The sequence below is a fragment of the Streptomyces sp. NPDC006510 genome, from assembly GCF_040611955.1.
GTDB lineage: Bacteria > Actinomycetota > Actinomycetes > Streptomycetales > Streptomycetaceae > Streptomyces.
Genome location: NZ_JBEXPH010000027.1, coordinates 24306 through 45279 on the forward strand (window position 1 = coordinate 24306; position 20974 = coordinate 45279).

17 protein-coding genes and 1 pseudogene are annotated in these 20974 nt (G+C 71.3%); 13 read left to right on the forward strand and 5 right to left on the reverse strand.

The genetic code is table 11. The features are described from left to right. Positions 1–142: 142 nt before the first annotated feature. A pseudogene (locus tag ABZY11_RS11760) lies at positions 143–880 on the forward strand (SpoIIE family protein phosphatase); the annotation flags it as partial. A gap of 106 nt (positions 881–986) precedes the next feature. Here the strand turns inward: ABZY11_RS11760 and ABZY11_RS11765 are convergent. Next, positions 987–2534 carry an SDR family oxidoreductase gene (locus ABZY11_RS11765; RefSeq protein ID WP_356479007.1) on the reverse strand — a complete coding sequence of 516 codons (1548 nt, stop codon included), beginning with the start codon at positions 2532–2534 and terminating at the stop codon, positions 987–989. 386 nt (positions 2535–2920) lie between these two features. Between ABZY11_RS11765 and ABZY11_RS11770 the strand changes: the two genes are divergently transcribed. Further along, the gene (locus tag ABZY11_RS11770; protein ID WP_356478974.1) at positions 2921–3769 is read left to right on the forward strand and encodes a peptidoglycan recognition protein; all 849 of its coding nucleotides are present in this window, start codon (positions 2921–2923) and stop codon (positions 3767–3769) included. A 119-nt stretch (positions 3770–3888) separates the two neighbouring features. Further along, positions 3889–4389 carry a levansucrase gene (locus ABZY11_RS11775; protein WP_326767561.1) on the forward strand — a complete coding sequence of 167 codons (501 nt, stop codon included), beginning with the start codon at positions 3889–3891 and terminating at the stop codon, positions 4387–4389. Positions 4390–4468: 79 nt separating this feature from the next. Here ABZY11_RS11775 and ABZY11_RS11780 read toward each other — a convergent pair whose 3' ends face one another. Together ABZY11_RS11780 and ABZY11_RS11785 are read right to left on the reverse strand one after the other, a co-directional pair. Continuing rightward, positions 4469–7099 carry a glycosyl hydrolase family 65 protein gene (locus tag ABZY11_RS11780; RefSeq protein WP_356478975.1) on the reverse strand — a complete coding sequence of 877 codons (2631 nt, stop codon included), beginning with the start codon at positions 7097–7099 and terminating at the stop codon, positions 4469–4471. 92 nt (positions 7100–7191) lie between these two features. Further along, positions 7192–8289, reverse strand: a complete 1098-nt coding sequence (locus ABZY11_RS11785; RefSeq protein WP_356478976.1) for a threonine synthase — start codon at positions 8287–8289, stop codon at positions 7192–7194. Between the two features lie 229 nt (positions 8290–8518). On the opposite strand from ABZY11_RS11785, the gene ABZY11_RS11790 reads away from it, so the two are divergent. From ABZY11_RS11790 to ABZY11_RS11805, 4 genes are all read left to right on the forward strand, one after another. Continuing rightward, complete coding sequence (locus ABZY11_RS11790; RefSeq protein ID WP_356478977.1) at positions 8519–10102, forward strand: S8 family peptidase; 1584 nt, start codon at positions 8519–8521, stop codon at positions 10100–10102. 285 nt (positions 10103–10387) lie between these two features. Then, positions 10388–11140, forward strand: coding sequence for a GntR family transcriptional regulator (locus ABZY11_RS11795; RefSeq protein ID WP_356478978.1), 753 nt, complete (start codon positions 10388–10390; stop codon positions 11138–11140). 415 nt (positions 11141–11555) lie between these two features. Then, positions 11556–11756: an SPOR domain-containing protein gene (locus tag ABZY11_RS11800; protein ID WP_356478979.1), complete on the forward strand. Its 201-nt coding sequence runs from the start codon at positions 11556–11558 to the stop codon at positions 11754–11756. 391 nt (positions 11757–12147) lie between these two features. Then, entirely contained in the window at positions 12148–12549 is a 402-nt protein-coding gene (locus tag ABZY11_RS11805) for an NUDIX domain-containing protein (protein ID WP_356479008.1), read from the forward strand. Between the two features lie 300 nt (positions 12550–12849). On the opposite strand, the gene ABZY11_RS11810 is transcribed toward ABZY11_RS11805, so the two are convergent. Further along, positions 12850–13629 (reverse strand): 4'-phosphopantetheinyl transferase superfamily protein, encoded by a 780-nt coding sequence (locus ABZY11_RS11810; RefSeq protein WP_356478980.1) that lies wholly within the window; start codon positions 13627–13629, stop codon positions 12850–12852. Between the two features lie 425 nt (positions 13630–14054). On the opposite strand from ABZY11_RS11810, the gene ABZY11_RS11815 reads away from it, so the two are divergent. From ABZY11_RS11815 to ABZY11_RS11835, 5 genes are all read left to right on the forward strand, one after another. Further along, positions 14055–14846, forward strand: a complete 792-nt coding sequence (locus tag ABZY11_RS11815; RefSeq protein WP_356478981.1) for a hypothetical protein — start codon at positions 14055–14057, stop codon at positions 14844–14846. Between the two features lie 55 nt (positions 14847–14901). After that, positions 14902–15801, forward strand: coding sequence for a LuxR family transcriptional regulator (locus ABZY11_RS11820; protein WP_356478982.1), 900 nt, complete (start codon positions 14902–14904; stop codon positions 15799–15801). A 160-nt stretch (positions 15802–15961) separates the two neighbouring features. Next, positions 15962–16711: an alpha/beta fold hydrolase gene (locus ABZY11_RS11825; protein WP_356478983.1), complete on the forward strand. Its 750-nt coding sequence runs from the start codon at positions 15962–15964 to the stop codon at positions 16709–16711. 2 nt (positions 16712–16713) lie between these two features. Next, on the forward strand, positions 16714–17481 hold the full coding sequence (locus tag ABZY11_RS11830) for an IclR family transcriptional regulator C-terminal domain-containing protein (protein ID WP_356479009.1): 768 nt from the start codon (positions 16714–16716) through the stop codon (positions 17479–17481). A 35-nt stretch (positions 17482–17516) separates the two neighbouring features. Further along, entirely contained in the window at positions 17517–19331 is a 1815-nt protein-coding gene (locus tag ABZY11_RS11835) for a BTAD domain-containing putative transcriptional regulator (RefSeq protein WP_356478984.1), read from the forward strand. A gap of 53 nt (positions 19332–19384) precedes the next feature. On the opposite strand, the gene ABZY11_RS11840 is transcribed toward ABZY11_RS11835, so the two are convergent. Further along, positions 19385–19669 carry a hypothetical protein gene (locus tag ABZY11_RS11840; protein WP_356478985.1) on the reverse strand — a complete coding sequence of 95 codons (285 nt, stop codon included), beginning with the start codon at positions 19667–19669 and terminating at the stop codon, positions 19385–19387. 379 nt (positions 19670–20048) lie between these two features. On the opposite strand from ABZY11_RS11840, the gene ABZY11_RS11845 reads away from it, so the two are divergent. Then, positions 20049–20756: an IclR family transcriptional regulator C-terminal domain-containing protein gene (locus tag ABZY11_RS11845; RefSeq protein ID WP_356479010.1), complete on the forward strand. Its 708-nt coding sequence runs from the start codon at positions 20049–20051 to the stop codon at positions 20754–20756. Positions 20757–20974 lie beyond the last annotated feature (218 nt).

Genomic DNA, 20974 nt, shown 5'->3' on the forward strand with positions numbered 1-20974 from the left:
CGCTCGACCCGGTCGTCGGCATCGCCGTCCTGTTCGCGGGCGGGGCCCGGGCCCCGCCCGGTTCACCATCCGGCGGGGCGCGGACCTCCCACGGCCGGGCTGCCTACGGTACGGGGCGTGCACGATCTGCCCCGGAGGTCCCGTGGTCCGCAAGCATCGGAAGAAGTTGGCTCGTCCCGTCGAGGCCATCGAACCACCGAGCGAAGTCGAAGTAGTGATCGCCGTGGTCTCGGTGACGGTTCTGGTGTCGGCCCTGGGGGCCCTGTCGCAGTCCCCGGTGTGGCTTCTCGGGCTCCTCGTGTTCCTGCCGGGGGCGGCGTCGGCACTGTGCACCGTGCGTCAGACGCAGTTCGTGTTCGCCTGGACCGCGCTCGTGGTCATCGTCGCCATGTTCCTCCGGCCCGATGACGAGGGGCCGTGGCTCGACAGGATCCTCATGGTGCTGCTCGTCCTCGTCCTGGGGGCAGTCTCCGTGTACGCGTGCCACCGCCGTATCAGCCGCGAGCAGGAGATGCTGCGGCTGCGCTCCACCGCTGCCGCGATACAGCGCCACATCCTGCGCCCGCTGCCCATGCTCACCGACGACGTCCTGGTCGACGGCGTGTACGAGCCCGTGCAGGAGGACCGGCTCGTCGGCGGCGACATCTACGACGTCGTCGTCTCTCCCTGGGGAACCCGGGTGCTGATCGGCGACGTCCAGGGCAAGGGCCTGCCCGCGGTCGGCGCCGCTTTCGCCGTCATCGGTGCCTTCCGCGCGACGGCCCACCGAGAGCCCACCCTGACCGCGCTCGTCGATGCGATGGACGCCTCTGTCGTACAGCACAACTCCTACGCCGCGCAGACCGGCGACGACGAACGGTTCGTCACCGCGCTCATCGTCAACGACGATGTGGCGATCCTGTCCGTGCGACGGTCACCGTACCGCTGAGCGCGTCACCGGCCACACCGCACGACCGACCACGACCGGGAGGCGGTGCCGATGGGCGCTACCGGCCGGCCTGCCGCCCGTGACGGGGCCTTCGGGCGCGGTCGGCGTGCGACGAGGCTCCGCGCGCGCTCATCCCCTTCGCGGCGGCCTGGGTGATGTTGCGGGCCATGCCGCCGAAGACCACGGCGTGGAAAGGGGAGACCGACCACCAGTAGGCGTGGCCCAGCAGACCGCGTGGGTGGAACAGTGCTCGTTGCCGGTAGCGGGTACGGCCCTCGGAGTCCGACTCGGCGTACATCTCCAGCCACGCGAGGCCCGGCAGCCGCATCTCCGCGCGCAGCCGCAACAGCCGTCCGGGCTCGATCTCCTCCACCCGCCAGAAGTCCAGGGAGTCCCCGACCCGAAGGTGCTCGGCGTCGCGTCGTCCGCGGCGGAGTCCGACACCACCGACGAACCGGTCCAGCCATCCCCTGACCGCCCAGGCGAGCGGAAAGGAGTACCAGCCGTTGTCGCCGCCGATCCCCTCGATCACCTTCCACAGGGCCACTCGGGACGCATCGACCGACAGCTGCCGTTCGTCCTGGTAGAGGCTGCCTCCGGCCCAGTCCGGGTCCGTGGGCAGCGGATCGCTGGGCGCCCCCGGTACGGAGGCGGACGACCAGCGGGTGGCGACCTGGGCCTCACGCACCCGCCGCAGTGCCAGGGCCAGCGCCTCGTCGAAGGGCAACGGCAGGCCCGGAGGCTCGGGCACGTACCGCGCGATGTCGTGCTCCTGGCAGACCAGCTCGTGACGCAGTGACTCCGTCAGCGGCCGGGCCAGAGAAGTGGGCACCGGGGTCACGAGGCCGACCCAGTGGCTGGACAGCCCCGGTGTGAGCACCGGAACCGGCACGATGAGCCGCCGACGCAGTCCGGCGACGGCGGCGTAACGGAACATCATCTCCCGGTACGTGAGGATGTCGGGCCCTCCGATGTCGAACGCCCGGTCCACGTCGTGCGGCATGGCGGCCGAGCCGACGAGACAGCGAAGGACATCGCGTACCCCGATGGGCTGGGTCCGGGTGTGCACCCAGCTGGGGGTGACCATGACCGGCAGCCGCTCGGTCAGATAGCGCAGCATCTCGAAGGAGGCCGATCCCGAGCCGATGACGACCGCTGCCCGCAGCACGGTGGCGGGCACCGGCGATTCGAGGAAGATCCGACCGACCTCGGCCCGGGAGCGAAGATGCGGGGAGAGCGATTCCTCGGGCACGTTCGGTGGAGTGAGCCCGCCCAGGTAGACGATCCGGCGCACGCCGGCGGAGTGTGCCTGCTCGGCGAAGATCCGGGCCGCGCGGCGATCGGTGTCCTCGAACGCGGAGCCGGTACCGAGGGCATGCACCAGGTAGTACGCGACATCGATCCCGCGCATGGCCGCGGCGACCGAGTCCGCGTCCGTCACGTCGCCCTGTACCGTCTCGGCGTCCCCCGCCCAGGGGTGGTCACGGAGTTTGCCGGGGGAGCGGGCCAGACACCGCACCCGGTGACCCGCTCGGAGTAGTTCGGGCACCAGACGCCCGCCGATGTACCCGGACGCCCCGGTGACCAGGCAGTGCGACCGTTCCATGTCCCCGTCCTCCGGCCCGTTCGTGTCCACGATGGTTCCTCCAAGCGCTTGCCCCGACTGCTCCTCCGTGGCCCGATCATGGCCTCGGCAGCGTGACCCCGCACGTCACGGCGGGCCGCCCCGGGCCTGATCCCGGGTTCAACGGCGCAGGACGGGGAGCCGGTTCACCGTTTCACTCCGATGCGGGCAGGGGGCTCACCCGCTTGCTCCGGGCGGCAGTTGGAGGGTCCGTGGTGGTGCTCGCCTGTCTGCACTAACCCGGCGCGCGCGGGGAACCCGGCGCCGCAAAGCTGTGGGCATACGCGCTCCCGCCGGCATCCCGGCGAAAGACAAAGAAGGTTTTCCCTGTGCGTCTGTACCGAATAGCGCTCTGGGCGACGGTTCCCATGGCGCTTCCCCTCCTGGCGGCACCCGCCGGAGTGACGGCGGCCCGGGCCGCCCGCGGCACGGCTCCGGAAGGGCCGCTTTCCGTGTGGCGGCCCGGCGTGGCCGCACAGCCGGCGGTCGACACCGGGCGGCCGTTCCCGGCACTCGGCGCGGCGTCGATGGCGCTGCCCCACATGGTGCCCCGGCCCGCCATCGTGTCGCGTGCGCAGTGGCGGGCCGACGAGACCAAGCGTGACCGCCATGCCCACTACGCGGGAGGGGTCGGCGCGGTCTTCATCCATCACACCGACACCCCCAACGGCTACGACTGCGCGGACGTCCCCCGTACGCTGCGCAATCTGTATACGGGCCAGACCCGTGACCGGAGTTGGGGAGACCTCGGCTACAACTTCCTCGTCGACAAGTGCGGCACCATCTACGAAGGCCGCGCCGGCGGTGCCGACCGGCCCGTCATCGGCTCCCACACCATCGGGTTCAACCAGGGCACCACGGGGATCGCGGCCATCGGCACCTTCGGGCCGGGGACGGCGGTACCGGCGGCCATGGAACACGCGATCGCGGCACTCGCGGCCTGGAAGCTCGGCCTGGGCGGCGTCGACCCCACCGGCAAGGTGCGGCTCACGTCGACGAACGACAAGAGCCGCTACGCCAAGGGCACTTCGGCCGCCTTCGACGCCATCTCCGGCCACAGCGACGGCTTCGCCACCAACTGCCCGGGAGAGGCGCTGTTCGCGCGGCTCCCCGCGATCCGGAAGCTCGCCGCAGGCCTCCAGGGCAAGCCCCCACGAGCACTCTTGGGCACCCGCCTCACCGCGAACCCGGGGAACGTCCATCGCGGCAGTCATTGACGGTCCGCCGGAGGCGGGCGCGCGCCCGGGTACGGTGCGCAGATGTCCGTCGCCCGGCGCGCAGCATGTCCGGCGCCCCGTATTTCATGAACCGGGGCGGTCCGTGGACAATCGCGGCCATGAGCGAAGAGTCGATACGGAACTACCTGGCCTCGGTCGAGAGCCGACTGGCGGCCGATGCCTGCGCCCCGCGCTGGGAGGACTGGTCCGGAGTCCCGGTCCTCGTCGGGCGGCGGGCCGACTTCCGGATGCTGTGGGCGGCCACCAATCTGCATCTGTTCACCGTGGCCGCCGCCGTGCCGGAGGTCACCGTGCCCGTCATCGACACGTTCACCACGCAGGTGCTCGCGTACGCCAAGAAGAACAAGGGCGGTCTGCCCGTCGGGATGCAGACCGGTGTCGCGGCCTTCCCCGTTCTCGTCAGTGATCGGATCGATCCGGCCGCGATGGCGTGGGCGGAGGAGAAGCAGCGCAACCAGTTCGCCTGCTTCGCGCGCCCGGTCGTGGTCGACAGCGCGCAGGGCTACGTGGGCATGTACCGCGGGAAGCCGGCGCTGGGGCGGGCCTATGCCTCGCATCTGATCGAGAAGGGTGCCCGATACTTCCAGCCGCAGGGCTGAGGCGCCGCGCCCGCGCCCACGCTCGCGGTCGGTGATCTGCACGCCCCGCACGCCCTGCACGCCCTGTACGGCTGGACGGTTACGGCTGGGTGATCCTCAACTCCTTTATGCCCGCGGGCTTCTGCGCGTCCTCCGACTCGACCGTCAGCCGTACCAGCCGGGCAACCGCGCCCGTCAGGTACGGCTGCCAGCGCGTGCCGTCGGGCGAGGTCTCCAGGTGGTACGAGGACGGTCGCACGTCCGTCCACTCCGGTTCGGCCGACGTCACCGCGCCCGTACGGCCCAGGTCCACCGTCAGCGCGCCCGTCGCGCCGTCCGGGGACCAGGCGGTGGCCGGGCTGCCGTCCACCGCGGCGACCGCGTACAGGCCGGGGGCCTCCGAGGTCGCCGTCGCCGGGCGGCAGCGGGCCGCGTCCGTGGTCGGGGTGAGGTCCGGGCGGCGGGTGGGGAGAGTGAGCGTGCGGGTGAGCAGGCGGGGGCCGGCGGGGGAGTGGACGGTGAAGGGGGCGCCGGAGGCCAGCCGGACCGTCGTCGTCCGGGGGCCGATCGCGAGGTCGTACGTACGGCCCCGGTAGCGCAGCCCCGTCAGTGTGACGCCGCTGCCCAGTTGCGGCGGCAGCATCGGATCGAGCCGCACACCGTCCTCCCGCAGCCGCAGACCCGTCAGGCCGTGCGTGAAGACCTGGAGGAAACCGCCCTTCCCGGTGAGGAAGTCCTCGGCGGGGAAGCCCGACAACGGGTCCTGGGCACCCGCCTTCGCGCCCCGCGCCTCGCTGAACAGCGCGTACGGGCCGCGCATGAACGGGCGGACGGCGCGCTGGAGATAGGTGTACGTTGCGCAGCCGGGCTCCCCGATCGCGGCCGCGTCGACCGCGTGGACCGAGTCGGTCATGGCCGGGCCGTCCGGGTCGGTGCGCTCCGCGTAGTAGTCGAGCGTGGACGCGGCGGCGCCCGGCTCCATCGGCCACTCCAGCGGATGGATCAGCAGTACCGTGTCGGCCTGCTTGATCGTCGAGCCGTTGTAGCCCGCGTACTGGAGGAAGAGCTTGCGCTCCGGGTCGTACGGGATGCGCAGGCCGTCCGCGACCCGTGCCCATTCGGCCGGTGCGGGGTGTCCCAGCAGTCGCGCCGCGCGGGTGGCGTTGCGCAGGGTGGTGGCCGCGACCGCGTTGGTGAAGACCCCGTCGGTGACCCCGTTGCTGTACTCGTCGGGGCCCGCGACCTCCTTCACCGAGTAGCTGCCGTCGTCGTTGGCGGTGGCCCGCGAGACCCAGAACTCGGCGATCCCCTCAAGCAGCGGCCAGCCGCGGCCGGCCAGCCAGTCGTGGTCCCCGGTCGCCAGGTAGTACTGCCATACGGCCAGCGAGACATCGCCCTGGAGGTGGTTCTGGGTGACGCAGTGCGGGGGGTTCCAGCTCTGGCACTCGGACCACAGATCCCCCCTGCTCGCGCTCGTCCACGGGTAGAACAGGCCCCGGAAACCCAGCTTCCGGGCGTTGGCGCGGGCGGCTTCGCGGGTGCGGTAGCGGTACTCGACGATGGCGCGGGCCAGCTCGGGGCGGGTGGCGAGCAGCCCGGGGTACATCCAGGTCTCGGCGTCCCAGAACACCATGCCGGCGTAGTTGTCACTGGTCAGACCGGCCGGTGCGATGCTGTCGCGGGACCCGGACCGGGTGGCGGCCAGCAGCCCGTACTGTGCCGCCCGCAGCCACTTCTGGAGGTCGGGACTGTCCGGTACGGAGATGTCGGCCGCCCAGGCCCGCTGCCAGGCCTCGGTGTTCGCGGCGAGGACCCCGGACCAGCCGCGCCGGGCCGCGCGCCGGGCGGCTTCGCGGGCGGCGGCGCGCGGGGCGGGGGAGGTGAGCGCGGTGTCGATGCCGACGTACTTCTCGAAGGTGTACGTACGCCCGTCGCGCACCCGGTGCGTGCTCCGTGGCGCGACCGGCGTCGCCCCGGCCCCGGGCCTCCCGGAGCGCAGGGTCTGGACGATCGCGCCCGTGGTCCCGGTGCCCCGGGTGCGGAACGTACCGTCGTCCGCCAGGGTGATCCGGCGTGCGCCCCTCGGGTCGAGACGGCCGGTGACGGTCGCGGTGCCGTTCCAGCGAGGTGTCATGCGCAGGCGTACGGCGCCCGTGTGCACATCGGACCGGTCGGCGAGCACCTCGTACGTCAGGTCCGTCGCGCGTCCGTCGGCCGTGGTCCACCGCAGCGACGTACGCACCAGCCCGCAGCGCAGGAAGAGCGTCTGACGGTAGTGCGAGATCCGGCCGGGGGGTGTGTCGGAGCCGTAGGTCTCGTCGCCGACGCGTACGTCGAGGTTCGTCCAGCTGGGCAGCGCGGCGGCCACCTCCCGGCCTCCGGCGAGATCCTTGTCGCGCCCGAACAGACCGGAGACGAACGCGCCGTCGTAGCGCGGGGTGAACAGCGGCCAGCCGGTCTTCTCGCCCGACGCGGCGTATCCGGCGCCCGCGGCGGGCACCCGGTGGCCCAGGTATCCGTTGCCGGTATAGGGGTCGTAGCCGGCCGCCTCGCCGAACCGGGTGGACGTCAGCGCCCAGGCGGGATCGGCGTCCCGGCCACAGGCGGTGGCCGCGGCGGAAGGACGCGCCGCCGCGTACGAGACGGGGGCCGGAGGCGCGATCAGGGCGCCCGCGACCAGCGATGTCAGGGACGCCAGGGACGTGAGGAGACGGATGCGCGAGAGGCTCACCGTACGAAGGTAGGGAAGCGCGCGCCGCGTGGCGGTGCGCGGCGCGCGGGGTGAACGGCTGATGCGGCAGCGGGCGCCGGTGGCCCCTTTCGTCAGCCCGCGAGGCCGGTCTTGAGACCCGCGCCGCACAGCGGGACGACGACGCTCCGGTCCGTCCAGCCGCCGACCGCGGCCCAGCAGGCGACGCCCGTCGTCTCCACGTAGAAGCCGCGGGCGGCCAGATCCAGCTGCGCGGCACGGATCTGATCCTCGGTCACGGTGAGGAAGGTGCCGCCCGAATCCCGGACCGCGGCGAGGATGGCTTGGGCACGCGGCGGGCGGGGGATGGCGATGCCCTCGGCGAGAGTGGGGGCGGCGTGTCCGGCCGGGTCGTCGAGCAGTCCGTCGGCGTCCGCGCGGAAGGCGGCGGCCAGCGGCGAGACGGCCTCGGCCTGAACGGCGATCAGCGCCGGACGCCGGTCGATCAGCCCCCGGGCGTGCAGCTCGGCGGTGGCCAGGGCCGCGCCGAGGAGAAGGGTGCCGTTGCCGACCGGTACGGCGATGGCGTCCGGGAGACGGCCGCCGAGGTCCTCCCACAGCTCGTACACATACGTCTTCGTGCCGTGCAGGAAGTACGGGTTGAAGACATGCGAGGCATAGAACGTGCCGGGGGTGTCGGCGGCGGTACGGGCCGCGGCCGCGGTGGCCTCGCGGTCACCGGGGACGATTTCCAGCCGGGCGCCGTGGGCCCGGATCTGCTCGGTCTTCTTCGGGGAGGTGCCCTCGGGGACGTACACCGTGCACGGGAGCGAGGCACGGGCGCAGTACGCGGCGACGGCCGTGCCGGCGTTGCCGCTGCTGTCCGCGACGACGCGCTCGGGCGACAGCCGGCGGGCCAGCTCGGCGAGCATCACCGCGCCGCGGTCCTTGAAGGAGAGCGTCGGCATCAGGAAGTCGAGCTTGGCCGAGACCGTGCCGGTGAGCGGGACGAGCGGGGTGCGGCCCTCGCCGAGCGTGGTCGTGGGTGCGGAGAGGGGCAGCACCTCCTCGTAACGCCACAGTGAATTGACGCGCCCCGCCAGGGAGTTGAGCGAGAGCGTGCCGACGGTTTCGAAGTCGAGGTCCCAGGGGCCGCGGCAGACCGGGCAGCACCAGGTGAGAGCGTTGGTTTCGGCACGGGTGCCGTCCTGCGGGCAGATGTATGCGGGCATGCCTGTCAGCATGTCAGGCGCGTGGCGGCCCCATGGCGAAGGTATTGCGGAGCCCACCGCACCCTTGTGTGATTCCCATGAATCGGTCAATCTTTCGCTGTCGGCAGGCCGCGGGCAGTGCGGAACCCGCAGCGGTTGATTGTCATGCCCATGCGATTTCTGCTCCGTTCCGTCCCCGCTTCACGCGGAACCCCCCACCAGCGCACCGCAATCGAGGAGGACCCCTCACATGTCAGTGATGCGTCACACCCCCCACACGCGTCGAAGACTCGCCGCGGCGAGTGTCATAGCCGGTGCCGCCCTCGCACTCTCCACCGCGGCCGTGCTCCCCGCCTCCGCGTCGGGGACGGCGACGGAAGGCCGGATCCAGAACGCGGGCGCCCCGGGCACCATCAGCGGCAGCTACATCGTCACGCTCGACGACTCGGCGGCCGACGCCGGCTCCGCGCAGGGCAAGGCGCTCGCCAAGGAGTACGGCGCCAAGATCAAGAAGACCTACCGTGCTGCCCTCAACGGCTACGCGGTCGAGCTCTCCGAGGCGCAGGCGAAGAAGTTCGCCGCGGACCCGGCCGTCGAGTCCGTCGTGCAGAACCGGACCTTCCGGGTCACCGGCACCCAGCCCTCGCCGCCCTCCTGGGGCCTCGACCGGATCGACCAGAAGTCCCTCCCGCTGAACCAGAGTTACACCTACCCCGACAACGGGGGCGAGGGTGTCACCGCGTACATCATCGACACCGGTGTGCGGATCACCCACAGCGACTTCGGCGGCCGGGCCTCGTACGGCTACGACGCCATCGACAACGACAACACCGCGCAGGACGGCTACGGCCACGGCACGCATGTGGCGGGCACGGTCGCGGGTTCGGCGTACGGCGTGGCCAAGAAGGCGAAGATCGTCGCCGTCCGGGTCCTCGACAACAGCGGCTCCGGCACGACCGCGCAGGTCGTCGCGGGCATCGACTGGGTGACGGCGAACGCCGTCAAGCCCGCGGTGGCCAACATGAGCCTGGGCGGCGGGGCGGACTCGGTGCTCGACGCCGCCGTACGCAAGTCCATCGCGTCCGGCATCACCTACGCCGTCGCCGCGGGCAACGAGTCGACCGACGCCTCCACGAAGTCCCCGGCACGGGTCACCGAGGCCATCACGGTCGGCTCCACCACCAGCACCGACGCCCGCTCCAGCTTCTCCAACTACGGCAGCGTGCTGGACATCTTCGGCCCCGGCTCGTCGATCACCTCGGCCTGGAACTCCAGCGACAGCGCCACCAGCACGATCTCCGGTACGTCGATGGCGACCCCGCACGTCGCCGGTGCCGCCGCCCTCTACCTGGCCGGCCACCCGAGCGACAGCCCGGCACAGGTCTCCGCCGGACTGGTCGCCGCGGCCAGCACCGGAGTGGTGACCAACCCCGGTACGGGCTCACCGAACCGGCTGCTGAACGTCGGCAGCGGCTCCACCACGCCGCCGGGCAAGAAGTTCGAGAGCACGACGAGCTACACCATCAGCGACAACGCCACCGTCGAGTCGCCGATCACCGTCACCGGTGTCACCGGCAACGCGCCGGCCACGCTGAGCGTGCCCGTGAACATCACGCACACCTACATCGGCGACCTGAGGATCGACCTGGTCGCGCCCGACGGTTCGGTCTACAACCTGAAGGCCTACGGGAGCGGTGGCAGCGCCGACAACGTGAACACCACCTACACGGTGAACGCCTCGTCGGAGGTTGCCAACGGCACCTGGAAGCTGCGGGTCGGCGACAACGCCGCGGCGGACACCGGCAGGATCAACTCATGGGGTCTGCAGTTCTGATGACGAGGCGTCCGTGACGCTTCGAACATGTGGGGCGGCTGCTTCGGCGGTCGCCCCACTCCCGCGTGAAGACGCCTCACTCCCGCGTGAAGCCGATCGCGGTTGCGGTGAACCGGAGGAGGGGAGGACGCCTGAGGAGAGCCGGGATCCCTCTGGTGGTCGAGGGCCGGGTATGCATGGGGGCCTGTCGAATCACCACTTCGAGTGAATCTTTGGCCTGTGCTTGCGGTTCACAACCGACGGTTGTCAGGCTGTTGCAGACTGTCAATCTGTTGGGAGTGACCTGTGACTTTCGGTGAGCAGCCCGCGTATCTGCGCGTTGCAAGCGATCTGAGAGAGAAGATCGTCAACGGTTCGCTGCCGCCGCATACGCGCCTGCCTTCGCAGGCCCGTATCCGCGAGGAGTACGGAGTGTCGGACACCGTCGCGCTGGAGGCGCGAAAGGTGCTGATGGCCGAGGGTCTGGTGGAAGGGCGCTCCGGTTCCGGCACCTATGTCCGCGAGCGCCCCGTCCCGCGGCGGATCGCCCGCTCCGGCTACCGGTCCGCGGCCGGTGCGAGTCCGTTCCGCCAGGAACAGACGGCGGAGGGGGTGCACGGGACGTGGGAGTCCCGCAGCGAGCAGGAGGGGGCGAGCGTCGAGATCGCCGGGCGCCTGGGCATCGAGCCGGGCGACCGGGTGATGCGGACGAGGTACACCTTCCGCGAGGCCGGGGAGCCGATGATGCTCTCCACCTCCTGGGAGCCGCTCGCCGTGACGGGGCGTACGCCGGTGATGCTGCCGGAGGAGGGCCCGTTGGGCGGCTGTGGGGTGGTCGAGCGGATGGCCGCGATCGATGTCGTCGTGGACAACGTGGCCGAGCAGGTCGGCGCGCGCCCGGGGCTGGCGGAGGAGCTCCTGGCGCTCGGCGGCGTGCCGGGGCATGTGGTGATGGTGATCGAGCGGACGTACTACGCGTCGGGCCGCCCGGTCGAGACCGCGGACGTGGTGGTGCCCGCCGATCGCTTCCGGGTCGCCTACCACCTTCCGGTCAGGTGACCGGCCCGCGAAGGGCGTCGTCGTCCGGCGTCGCCGACGACGATCCGGCGCCCGGTCGGATCCCGTAACGGGCGGGCGATCGGCGGCCGCAGTGAATTGTCATGTCCCGCTCCTTCCCTCCGGTCCTCACCCGCACATCGGAAGGCGAACGCGAAGCCGCCCACAACGGACACGAAGCCGTCCATGACGGACCAGCCATGCGAAGCCCGGCCGGCGCACCGGCCGGGCTTCGCATGGTCACGGGCGCAGAGGGGGCGCATCCGGCCGGATGCGCCCCCTCTTGTCGGTCGGATCGGTGTCTCTTTGTGCAATTCCGTATGCGTTGAGTGAAGGTCAGGCGTACGCTCGGGCATATGCGTACTGCGGTTTCCTGGGGATCTTTAGAAACGTGCACGTCGTTCGAGGGAGGGGCGCGATGCTGGGGAGGGACACGATGAGCGACAACGGCGCCGTGCTCCAGTGGCTGGTGATACGGCAGGACGACAACGGCAATCGCTATCGCGTCGGCAGGTATGCCACGCAGGGCGAGGCCCAGAAGATTGCCGACAAGCTCGATGAGCACGGACACAAGCAGCTCTACTGGGTGGAGCGGGTCGAGCCGAGCGCCCGGCCTTAAGGGTCTGTCCGGCAGATCATGGCCGGGGCCGCGACGCCTGGCACGGCACCTCGCGGCGTTGCCGGAACGTCCGAACAGCTCCTTCCCCGAGCTCTCAACTCCGTTCGAGCAGGGGAGACCCCACCTAAGACGCTCCGGCGCCCTGCGATGCACCGCACCGGACGCCGCGCCCTGTCCGACCCTGATCCGCCGGACAGGCCCTGGGGCGACTGCGAGGAGTGCGGCGGGCGGTGGTCGCGCTCCGGCGCGTGCCCGCGCGTGCGCTCGCCGCGCCGGTCGCCCGAGTCGCCCGCCCGAGCCGGTCCTGCGGTTCCGAGGGCGTTCCGGCAGGCGGCCTCCGCCCCGCTAAGGTCCTGTCCGACCGGGTTTGCACATGAACGAAGGCGGAGTGATGTCGGTCCTGATCGACACGGTGGCATGGGTGCGGGTGGAGAACGGCAGGATTCTCTGCGCGCGACCGCGGGGGAAGGACGTCTTCTACATCCCCGGCGGCAAGCGGGAGGGCCGGGAGACCGACCTGCAGACCCTGCTGCGCGAGGTCGAGGAGGAGCTGGCCGTGGCCATCCTCCCGGCGACGGTGTCCCACATGGGCACGTACGAGGCACAGGCGCACGGCCATCCGGACGGGGTGGTCGTGCGCATGAGCTGTTACGCCGGTGAGTACCGCGGGACGCTGACGGTCAGCAGCGAGATAGAAGAGATGGCGTGGTTCTCCTACGCCGACCGGCCGCTCGTCCCGCCGGTCGACCAGCTGCTCTTCGACGACCTCAAGGCCGCGGGCGCACTGGTCTGAGCCGCTGCCTGCGCCCTCGCCGTCCCGAGCCTGCGCCCGCGCCGTCCCCGCGCCGGCTCCGCACCCCCGGCCGCATATCAATTGCGTGATCCGTATTACCCGCCGGTTTAGTCGGGCGCCACGGGAATCGCATTGATTCCGTACGCCGGCGCTTTACGCGCTCGCGCCGCGCATGAAGTGTCAGGCAAATCACGCCGACGGGCGGCGGCGATCTTCCGCAGGGTGACGGTTAGTCGTCCGTTCGTGGAACGCGGCATTGCGGAACCTCGCATTGTGATCGACGAACGACGACGGGGCGTCTCATTGGTCGAGACCTGCCGATTGGTCGAGACCTAGGGAATTTGAAATCGAAACTGCCGGTGGGTGGTGCAGACTCACGGACATGGAGACGTCGGAAGGGAGCGCCACGGTTGCAACCCATTTTCCGGGCGTGGCGAGGTCGCTCACGGTCCATGATCCAGGGGTGCCCGGAACGCCGGCGAGCACCGTCGCGGAGCCGGTGCTGCCGGGGTGGGTCTCGACGGCGGTCAGGTCCGTCGTGATGCCGGTCCCGACGGCCTTGAGCACGGCCTCCTTCCGGGTCCAGCAGCGCAGGAAGGCCCGGTGGCGCGCGCTGCCCGGAGGAAAGGCGCGTACGTGCCGCTGCTCGGCCGGGGTGAGGGCGATCGCCCCCAACTCCTCGGTGTCCATGTCCCGTACGCCCTCCACGTCGACCCCGATCGGGGTCCGGGCGATCGCGAGCAGGCAGCAGCCCTCGGAGTGCGAGACGCTGATCCGGAAGGGGCTCGTGGGACGGAGGATGGCTGGTGGGCCGTGCCGGTGGTCGCCGCATCCGGGGCAGGGGCTGCGCCCGAATTCCACTTCGAACGGACTGACTTGAAGTAGCCGGGCCAGTGCGCGCCGTGCGCCGGCACGGCTGCCGGCGAACTGGGCCGCCTGGCGCGGATGGCCCATGCGGTTCAGGCGCTCGCGCTCCCCGGTGTCGAGCAGTGCGAGATCGGCCGGATCGGGGCTTTCGCTCGCAATCGGCCACCAGTGGACAAGTGCTTCGGTCGTGCTGGGGGTGAGGAGCGCGTTCACGGGTGGAGCGTAGGCCGCGCCCCGATGCCGGGGAGTGCGATGGCCTCTATGGGACAGCCTTCACTCCGCTCCGTAGCCGGACGACTTCGTACGGCAGCGTAACTGGACGGTGGGTCTCGCGGATGCGGGCCCTGGATGCAGCTTGCTGACACTTTCGGCGTGAGGGGCCGGTGGGCCGTGCGGGCAGGGGGGATGGTGCGGACCCTTCCGATCCGCTTGAGGGGGGTTGCCGTTGACTGCTTCACACCCGGCGATCTAATGTCTGGTCAAGTTGATCGTGGCGTATATGTGTTGCTCGGGTTTGCATTAATTGGCTTCCGAATCAACCCGATTTGGGTTGAGGCGGCTTCCTTGGCGCGGGTGAAATCCGACGTGGTCAATTGACATCCCGGGACAGCGGCGCAATTGGGGGACGGGTGGCCGAAATGAGTTCGGTGGCGGATGCTCCGGGAGATCTGGACCGCACGGATTATGTGGAGCGAGCGCTCCTGCAGGCACGCGCGCTGATCGAGTCCTCGGTGTCCTTGCACCGGCAGAGACCCGGCGGGGCCTCGCTGGTGGTGCGGGCCGACGACAGGTCGATCGCCGAGGCGGTCAGGCAGTTGATGACAGGGGCGCGCTACTCGGCCCATGTGGCGGTGACGGGGGACCGGACACACTCGGCCGCCGTGTGTTCCGCGCTCGCGGACTCCGTCCGGGGCAAGTCGGCGGGGGACCGGGGCAGTCGGGCGAGGCTTGCCGTGCGGCTGCTGGCCGCGGGCGGCGCACTGCGCATCTCCTCCGAGTTCTGCGACGCGTTCGGCGGGACGAACTTCGAAGTACGGGTGACGAAGGGCGAGCTGCGCGAGGCGTTAATCGTCGACGGCCGGACCGCCCTGGTGCAGTCGGGCGCCGAGGGAAGTGCCGGGCACGCCGCGATCATCACCGATCCGGCGGCCGTCGGCGCACTCGATCTGCTCTTCGCCGGGACATGGACGAGCGCCCGCCCCCTCGCCGACGAGCTCCGGCTGGACCGGAGCCTGCGCACCGTTCTCGCGCGCCGGATCCTGGAGAAGCTGCGCGAGGGGCACACCGACGATGTCGCCGCACGCGAGATCGATGTGTCTCTGCGCACGTACCGACGGCACGTCGCGGAGATCATGCGTGAACTCGGCGCGAACTCCCGCTTCCAGGCGGGTGTACGCGCTGTGGAACTGGGGTTGCTGGAACGGTGCTGAAGCGTCGCACCGCGCAGTGACTCCGGATTGCTGAATTCATCGGGGGGCAACGGGGATGAGCAGGACATCAGAGACGGGGCCGGAGTCGGCCAGAGGCGGAGCGAGAGGGCGGACGCGGGAGCGGACGGAGACGGGCAGGGAACCCGACATACCCCGGCCCCGGGCCGGCGAGGTGCGACCGGCCGGGGCCGCGAACGAACCGCACGCCGATGCCATCGAACGGGCCCTGCTGGAAGTGCGGGCCATGATCGAGACGACGGTCGAGCAGCACCGGGACCGCGTCTCGTGGGACCAGCTGATCACCGTCGTGGACGACAACAAGGAAGCGGTGATCGCGGAGGCGCGCAAGCTGGTGCGCCAGGCGCGTACTGGCATCGATGTCGTGCTCGCCGCGGGGCCGAGCTGCGGCGCCGAGTCCAAGCGCGCCCTGCACGAACTGATCCGCGCGGTGCCGGACGCGATCCGGATCCGGCTGCTGTGCACCCCCGCCATGATCGACGAGGAGTTCGTCCGGGCCCAGCGCGAGCGGGAACAGCCCGCCGAGGTGCGGGTGGCGCGGGTCCCGCCCCTGCAAGGACTCATCGTCGACGCCACGGTCGCGCTGGTCTCGGCCGAGTCGCCCACCGGACGCCGGGCCTCGCTCATCCGCGTACCCGATGTGATCCGTACGCTCAACACCCTCTACGAGGGGGTGTGGCGCAATGCCGTACCCGCCGACGGGCACATCGCCTTCGGGGATCACTCGCGTGCCGAACTCGCGCGGCAGATCCTGGGAGCGCTGCGGGCCGGGGTGACCGATGAGGTGGCGGCCCGTGAACTCACGGTCTCCGTGCGCACCTACCGACGGTACGTCGCCGAGATCATGACGCTGCTCGGTGCCAGTTCCCGCTTCCAGGCCGGGGTGCGGGCGGCGGAGCTGGGACTGCTGGGGTCCATGGACCCGCCCGGCACGTAGCACCCGCCCCGCACGCCCCACAGGGCGGGGTGCGGCGCTGGCAGCTTCCTGTAGTTCCCGTTGTCGGGGGTGTGACCCGACGTTAGAACAGGCTTGTTGACTCGGATCCGCCTGAGGCCGCGGACCGTTTGATGTACCGCCGACGCGAGGTGCGAAGAGGATGAAGGCCGGCATCGACAGCGGATGGTTCCGCAGATACGGAGCGGGGGGTGCGCGCAGGCGGGTGCTGATCCTGCCGCACGCGGGCGGCTCCGCCGCGTACTTCCACCGCTGGGGACGGGAGTTCGGCGAGGACACCGAGGTGCTCGTGGCCCGGTACCCCGGGCGCCATGTCCGGATCGACGAGCCGTTCGTGCTCCGGATGGACGAGCTCGCCGACGCGGTCACCGAGGCCCTGCTGCCCTTCCTGGACCTGCCGCTGACGCTCTTCGGCCACAGCATGGGCGCCTCAGTGGCGTACGAGGTGGCGCTCCGCCTCGAAGCACGGCACTCGGTGCGCCTCGACGGGCTTCATGTGTCGAGCCGCAAGGCCCCGCACCGGCTCACCCCGCGCGCGCTGCACCGGGAGGACGACGACGCGCTGATCGCGGAGGTCCGGCGGCTCGGCGGTACGGACGGGGTCCCGCTGGACGATCCGGCGCTGCGCGCGCTCGTGCTGCCCGCGATCCGCGCCGACTTCACGATCGTGGGCACCTACGGACCGCGCACCGCCGTCCCGGTCGGCTGCCCGGTCCACGGGTACGTCGGCGACCAGGACCCCTCGCTCACCGAGACCGACATGACGGCCTGGGCCGATGTCGCGCCCCTGGGCTACACACAACAGGTGTTCCGAGGCGGCCACTTCTATCTCGTCGAAGAGCGCGACGCACTGATCCGCGCTCTCGGCGGCGCTCCGGCCGGTGTGCGATGACCATGCCCGTCTCCGCTTCGTCATCCGCCCCGTCCACCCGGTCCGCGCCGTCCTTCGGTCTCGGCCACGACAGCGGGGTCGCCGTTCTCGACAAGGCGTCGCTGCTGCTGAGCGTCCTGGAGGACGGACCGGCCTCGGTGTCGCGGATCGTGCGCGTCACCGGACTGACCCGTCCCACCGCGCACCGGCTGGCACTGGCGCTGCAACGGCTCCGGCTGGTCACCCGTGACGCGAGGGGCCGCTTCCTCCTGGGACCCCGGCTGAGCGAGATGGCGGTCGTGGAGCACGGCGACCGCATGCTGGCCCTGGCCGGAACCGTACTGACCGGGCTGCGCGACCGGACCGGGGCCAGCGCCCGGCTCTACCGCCGGTGCGAGGACCGCCTGCTGTGCGTGGCCGGTGCGGAGACCTCGCCGAACGTGGCGGAGACGGTGCCGGTGGGCACGGCCTTCCCGATGCGTTCCGGTCCGGTGGCCCAGGTGCTCCTCGCCTGGGAGGAGCCGGACGTGCTGTGCCGGGGGCTGGTGGGCGCCCGGTTCACCGCCACCGTGCTCGCGGGCGTACGCCGCCGGGGCTGGGCGCAGAGCACCGGGGAGCGGAGCAGCGGCTCGGCCGCCCTGGCCGCTCCGGTACGGGGTCCGGGCGGGCGGGTCGTCGCCGCACTCTGCCTGTCCGGACCGGTCGGGCTGCTGACCGAGGAGCCGGCCCGGGAGTTCGGCAGCGCGGTCATCGACGCGGCGCTGCGCCTCGGCGAGGCGTCGGACACGTGACCGCTGCCTCCCGCGCGCGGGCGGCGGTCTGCTGAATGACGCACGGACAAAACCCCGGATCCGACCTGGAGTTCAGGATCCTGGGCCCCACCGAGATGTGGGCCGCGGGGGTGCGGATCCCGCTGACCGCCGCGAAACAGCGCACCGTCCTGGCCGCCCTTCTCATCTCGCCCGGCCGGTTCGTCTCCGACGCGTGGCTCAGCGAACTCCTGTGGGACTCCGCGCCGCCCGCGACCGGAACGGCCCAGCTCTACACGTACATCTCACGGCTGCGCCGGATCTGCGGACCCGAGCTGCGGCTGGTGCGCAAGCACCGGGGCTATCACCTGCTGCTGGGCGCCGCGTGGTTCGACTGGGAGGTCTTCCAGCAACTCGCCGAACAAGGGCGGGACGACCTGCTGAACGGCCGGTACGCGGAGGCCGCCGGCTGCCTGGAGACGGCACTGGACCTGTGGAACGGGCCCGCCCTGTCGGATGTGACCGAGTTCCTGGCCCGTGCGGAGCTCCCCGCCCTGGAGGAGTCCCGGCTGACCGTGGTCGAGAACCGCATCGAGGCCGACCTCGCACTGGGGCGGCACAGCCGTGCCCTGCCCGAGCTGACCCGGCTGGTGGCGGAGCACCCCGCCAGGGAATCGCTGCGCGGGCACCTGATGACCGCCCTGTACCGCTGCGACCGGCAGATGGACGCGCTGCGGGTGTACGAGCAGGGCCGCCGGGTTCTCCAGCAGGAGCTGGGGGTGGCCCCCGGGCCGGCGCTGCGTGAGCTCCACCGGGCGGTGCTGCTGGAGGAGCTGGCCGCTCCCGTCGCCGCCGAGCGGCTGACGGCCGGTGACGGTGCGGCACCGAGCCCCTGGACCGGTCTGGTGCCGGCCATGCTGCCCACGGACACCACCGACTTCGTCGGGCGGGAGAGCGAACTGGCCGAAGTGCTCGGGGGGTTGCGTGGCTCCGGCGGCGCCACCCGAGGCGTCGCGCTGGTCGGCGCGGCCGGGTCCGGCAAGACCGCACTGGCCGTACGGGCCGGGCACGCGTGCCGGGACGACTTCCGGCAGGGCCAGCTCTACATCGACCTGCGCCGGGAGGACGGCCGCCCCAAGAACCCGCTGGATGTGCTCGGTTCCTTTCTGCGCGCGCTGATCCCGGTCCGGGGCCGGCTGCCCGAGACGCTGGACGAGCGGGCCCAGCTGTACCGCAGTGTGCTGTCGCGGCGCCGGGTCCTGGTCGTGCTCGACAACGCGGCGGACGACCGTCAGGTGCGCCCCCTGCTGGCCAGCGGCGAGGGCTGCCGCATGCTGATCACCAGCCGCTGCCCGCTGGCCTCGCTGGAGGGCATCCGGGCGGTGCCGGTCGGCCGGCTCGACGACGAGGCGGCCCGGCAGCTGATCGTGTCGGTCGTCGGGCACGCCCGGCCCGAAGCCGAACCCGAGGCGACCCGTCGGCTGGTGGAACTGTGCGACGGCCTGCCGCTGGCCCTGCGGATCTGCGCGGCGCGGCTGGCGGCGCGACCGCAGTGGCCGGTGGCCCGGCTGGTGGACCGGCTGGACCTGGGGCAGGGCCGGCTGGACGAGTGGTCCGAGGGAAGCCTCGACCTGCGCACCGCGCTCCGTACGAGCGTCCTCCAGCTCGAACCGACGCTGCGCCCGGTGCTGCGCGCGCTGGCCCGCGCGAAATCCGGCCCCTTCACCGCGGCCGAGGCGGCGGAACTGCTGCGATGGTCCGAGGAGCGGACGCAGGCGGCGCTGGACGCGCTGGCGGAGGTGTGGCTGCTGGAGGTCGACACCGCGCACGGGGTGGGCACGGCGTCGTACGCGTACCGGTGCTCGCCGCTGGTACGGCTGCTCGCCCGGTGAGCCTCGCGCCGCCCCGGTGCGCTGTCGTGAACGGTGCACCGGGGCGGACGGCGCTACTGCTGGAACGCGCCCCGGACGTCGCCCTCGGGGAGTGCGGTGCTGTGCATGCCGTCGATGAACGCGGCCAGCAGACTGGCCCAGCGCATGCCCTGGTCGTCGGCGAGGGAGAGGTCACCCAGGCTGCTGGCGCGTTCCGCGAGCCATGGCTCCAGGAAGGCGGTGTTCACCGCCCGCGCGTACATCTGCGCATCGGTCCAGTCCGGCTCCTCCCGCCGCGGCCGGGCCGGATATTCCCCCTCCGTCACCATCACCTGGTCCGGTGCCGCTTCATGGCTCATGGTCCCCTCCTTCTCGGGCCGGTTCCCCCGCAAGGTCGTGGCACAGGATCCGGGAGACATCTATGCCTTATCTATATCCCTGGCCCGGGAAGCACATGGAGTCGTCATTCACCGAACGCCTGGCAGCTTCCTGAAGGAGGCATTGCCGTCCACCGCCCCGAAGGATTCCATGGTTGTCAGGTGCAGCGCTTTTCCTCTCGAAGTCGAAGCCTCACTGACCGGCGGCCAACCCCCCTTGAAAGCCGCCGGGGCGTGGGGGTCCGGAGCCTTTCGACGGTCCCGGACCTCCGGCCGAACTCTTCCGATGAGCTCGTGCGAAGAGCTCTTTCGATGTCCGGAGAAAGGGGTTTCGGGAATGACCGCCTCAGCTCCCGAACGGATGCGTCTGGTGAGCGGTGTCGGGGTGCTGGACAAGGCCTCGCTGCTGCTGGAGGTGATGGAGGTGGGGCCGGCCTCCCTGACGGAGCTGGTGGACCGCACCGGTCTGAAGCGCCCGACGGTGCACCGTCTGGCGACCGCCCTGGAGCGGCTGCGGCTGGTCACCCGCGACCGGCGCGGCCGGTTCGTACTGGGCCCGCGGCTCGGCGACATGGCGGAGGAGGCGGGCCGGGACCGGCTCGTCGCCGCGGCGGGGCCGGTCCTGACCGCGCTGCGCGACCGCACCGGGGCCGACGCCCGGCTCTACCGGCGCCACGGTGACCTGCGGGTCTGTGTGGCCGCGGTGGAGGGATGCGGTCCGCGCGAGGAGGTCCCGCTGGGGGCCGCCCTGCCGATGAAGTCCGGGGCCGCGGCCCAGGTGCTGGTGGCCTGGGAGACCCCGGAGAACCTCTACCTGAGCCTGCGCGGGGCCCGCTTCACGGCGGCCACGCTCACCTGCGTACGCCGGCAGGGCTGGGCGCAGACCGTCGGTACGCACGACTGGGAGACCGCCTCGGTGGCCGTTCCGGTGAGGGGTCCGGGCAACCGGGTGGTGGCCGCGGTGTGTGTCTCGGGGCCGGTGTCCCGGCTGACCCGGAGCCCCGGCCGGCAGCACGGTGCGGCGGTCGTCGACGCCGCGGTGCAGCTAGGTGCGGGACTGGTGCGCTGACCGCCCCGTCCGTGGCAGCTTCCTGTAGCCGCCATTGCACCGGCCCGGCGGCACCGGATAGACATGGAACGTGAATTCGAACCGGCACGCCATTGTCGGCGAATTATGTTGAGGCCTACCCACTGCGGATCGTTCCGAAACGGGTGAGGTTCCGTCTCCCGCATTCTCTGAACGACCGAGAAAGCGGCGCGCCTCGAATCAGCGGTGACGTCATCTTC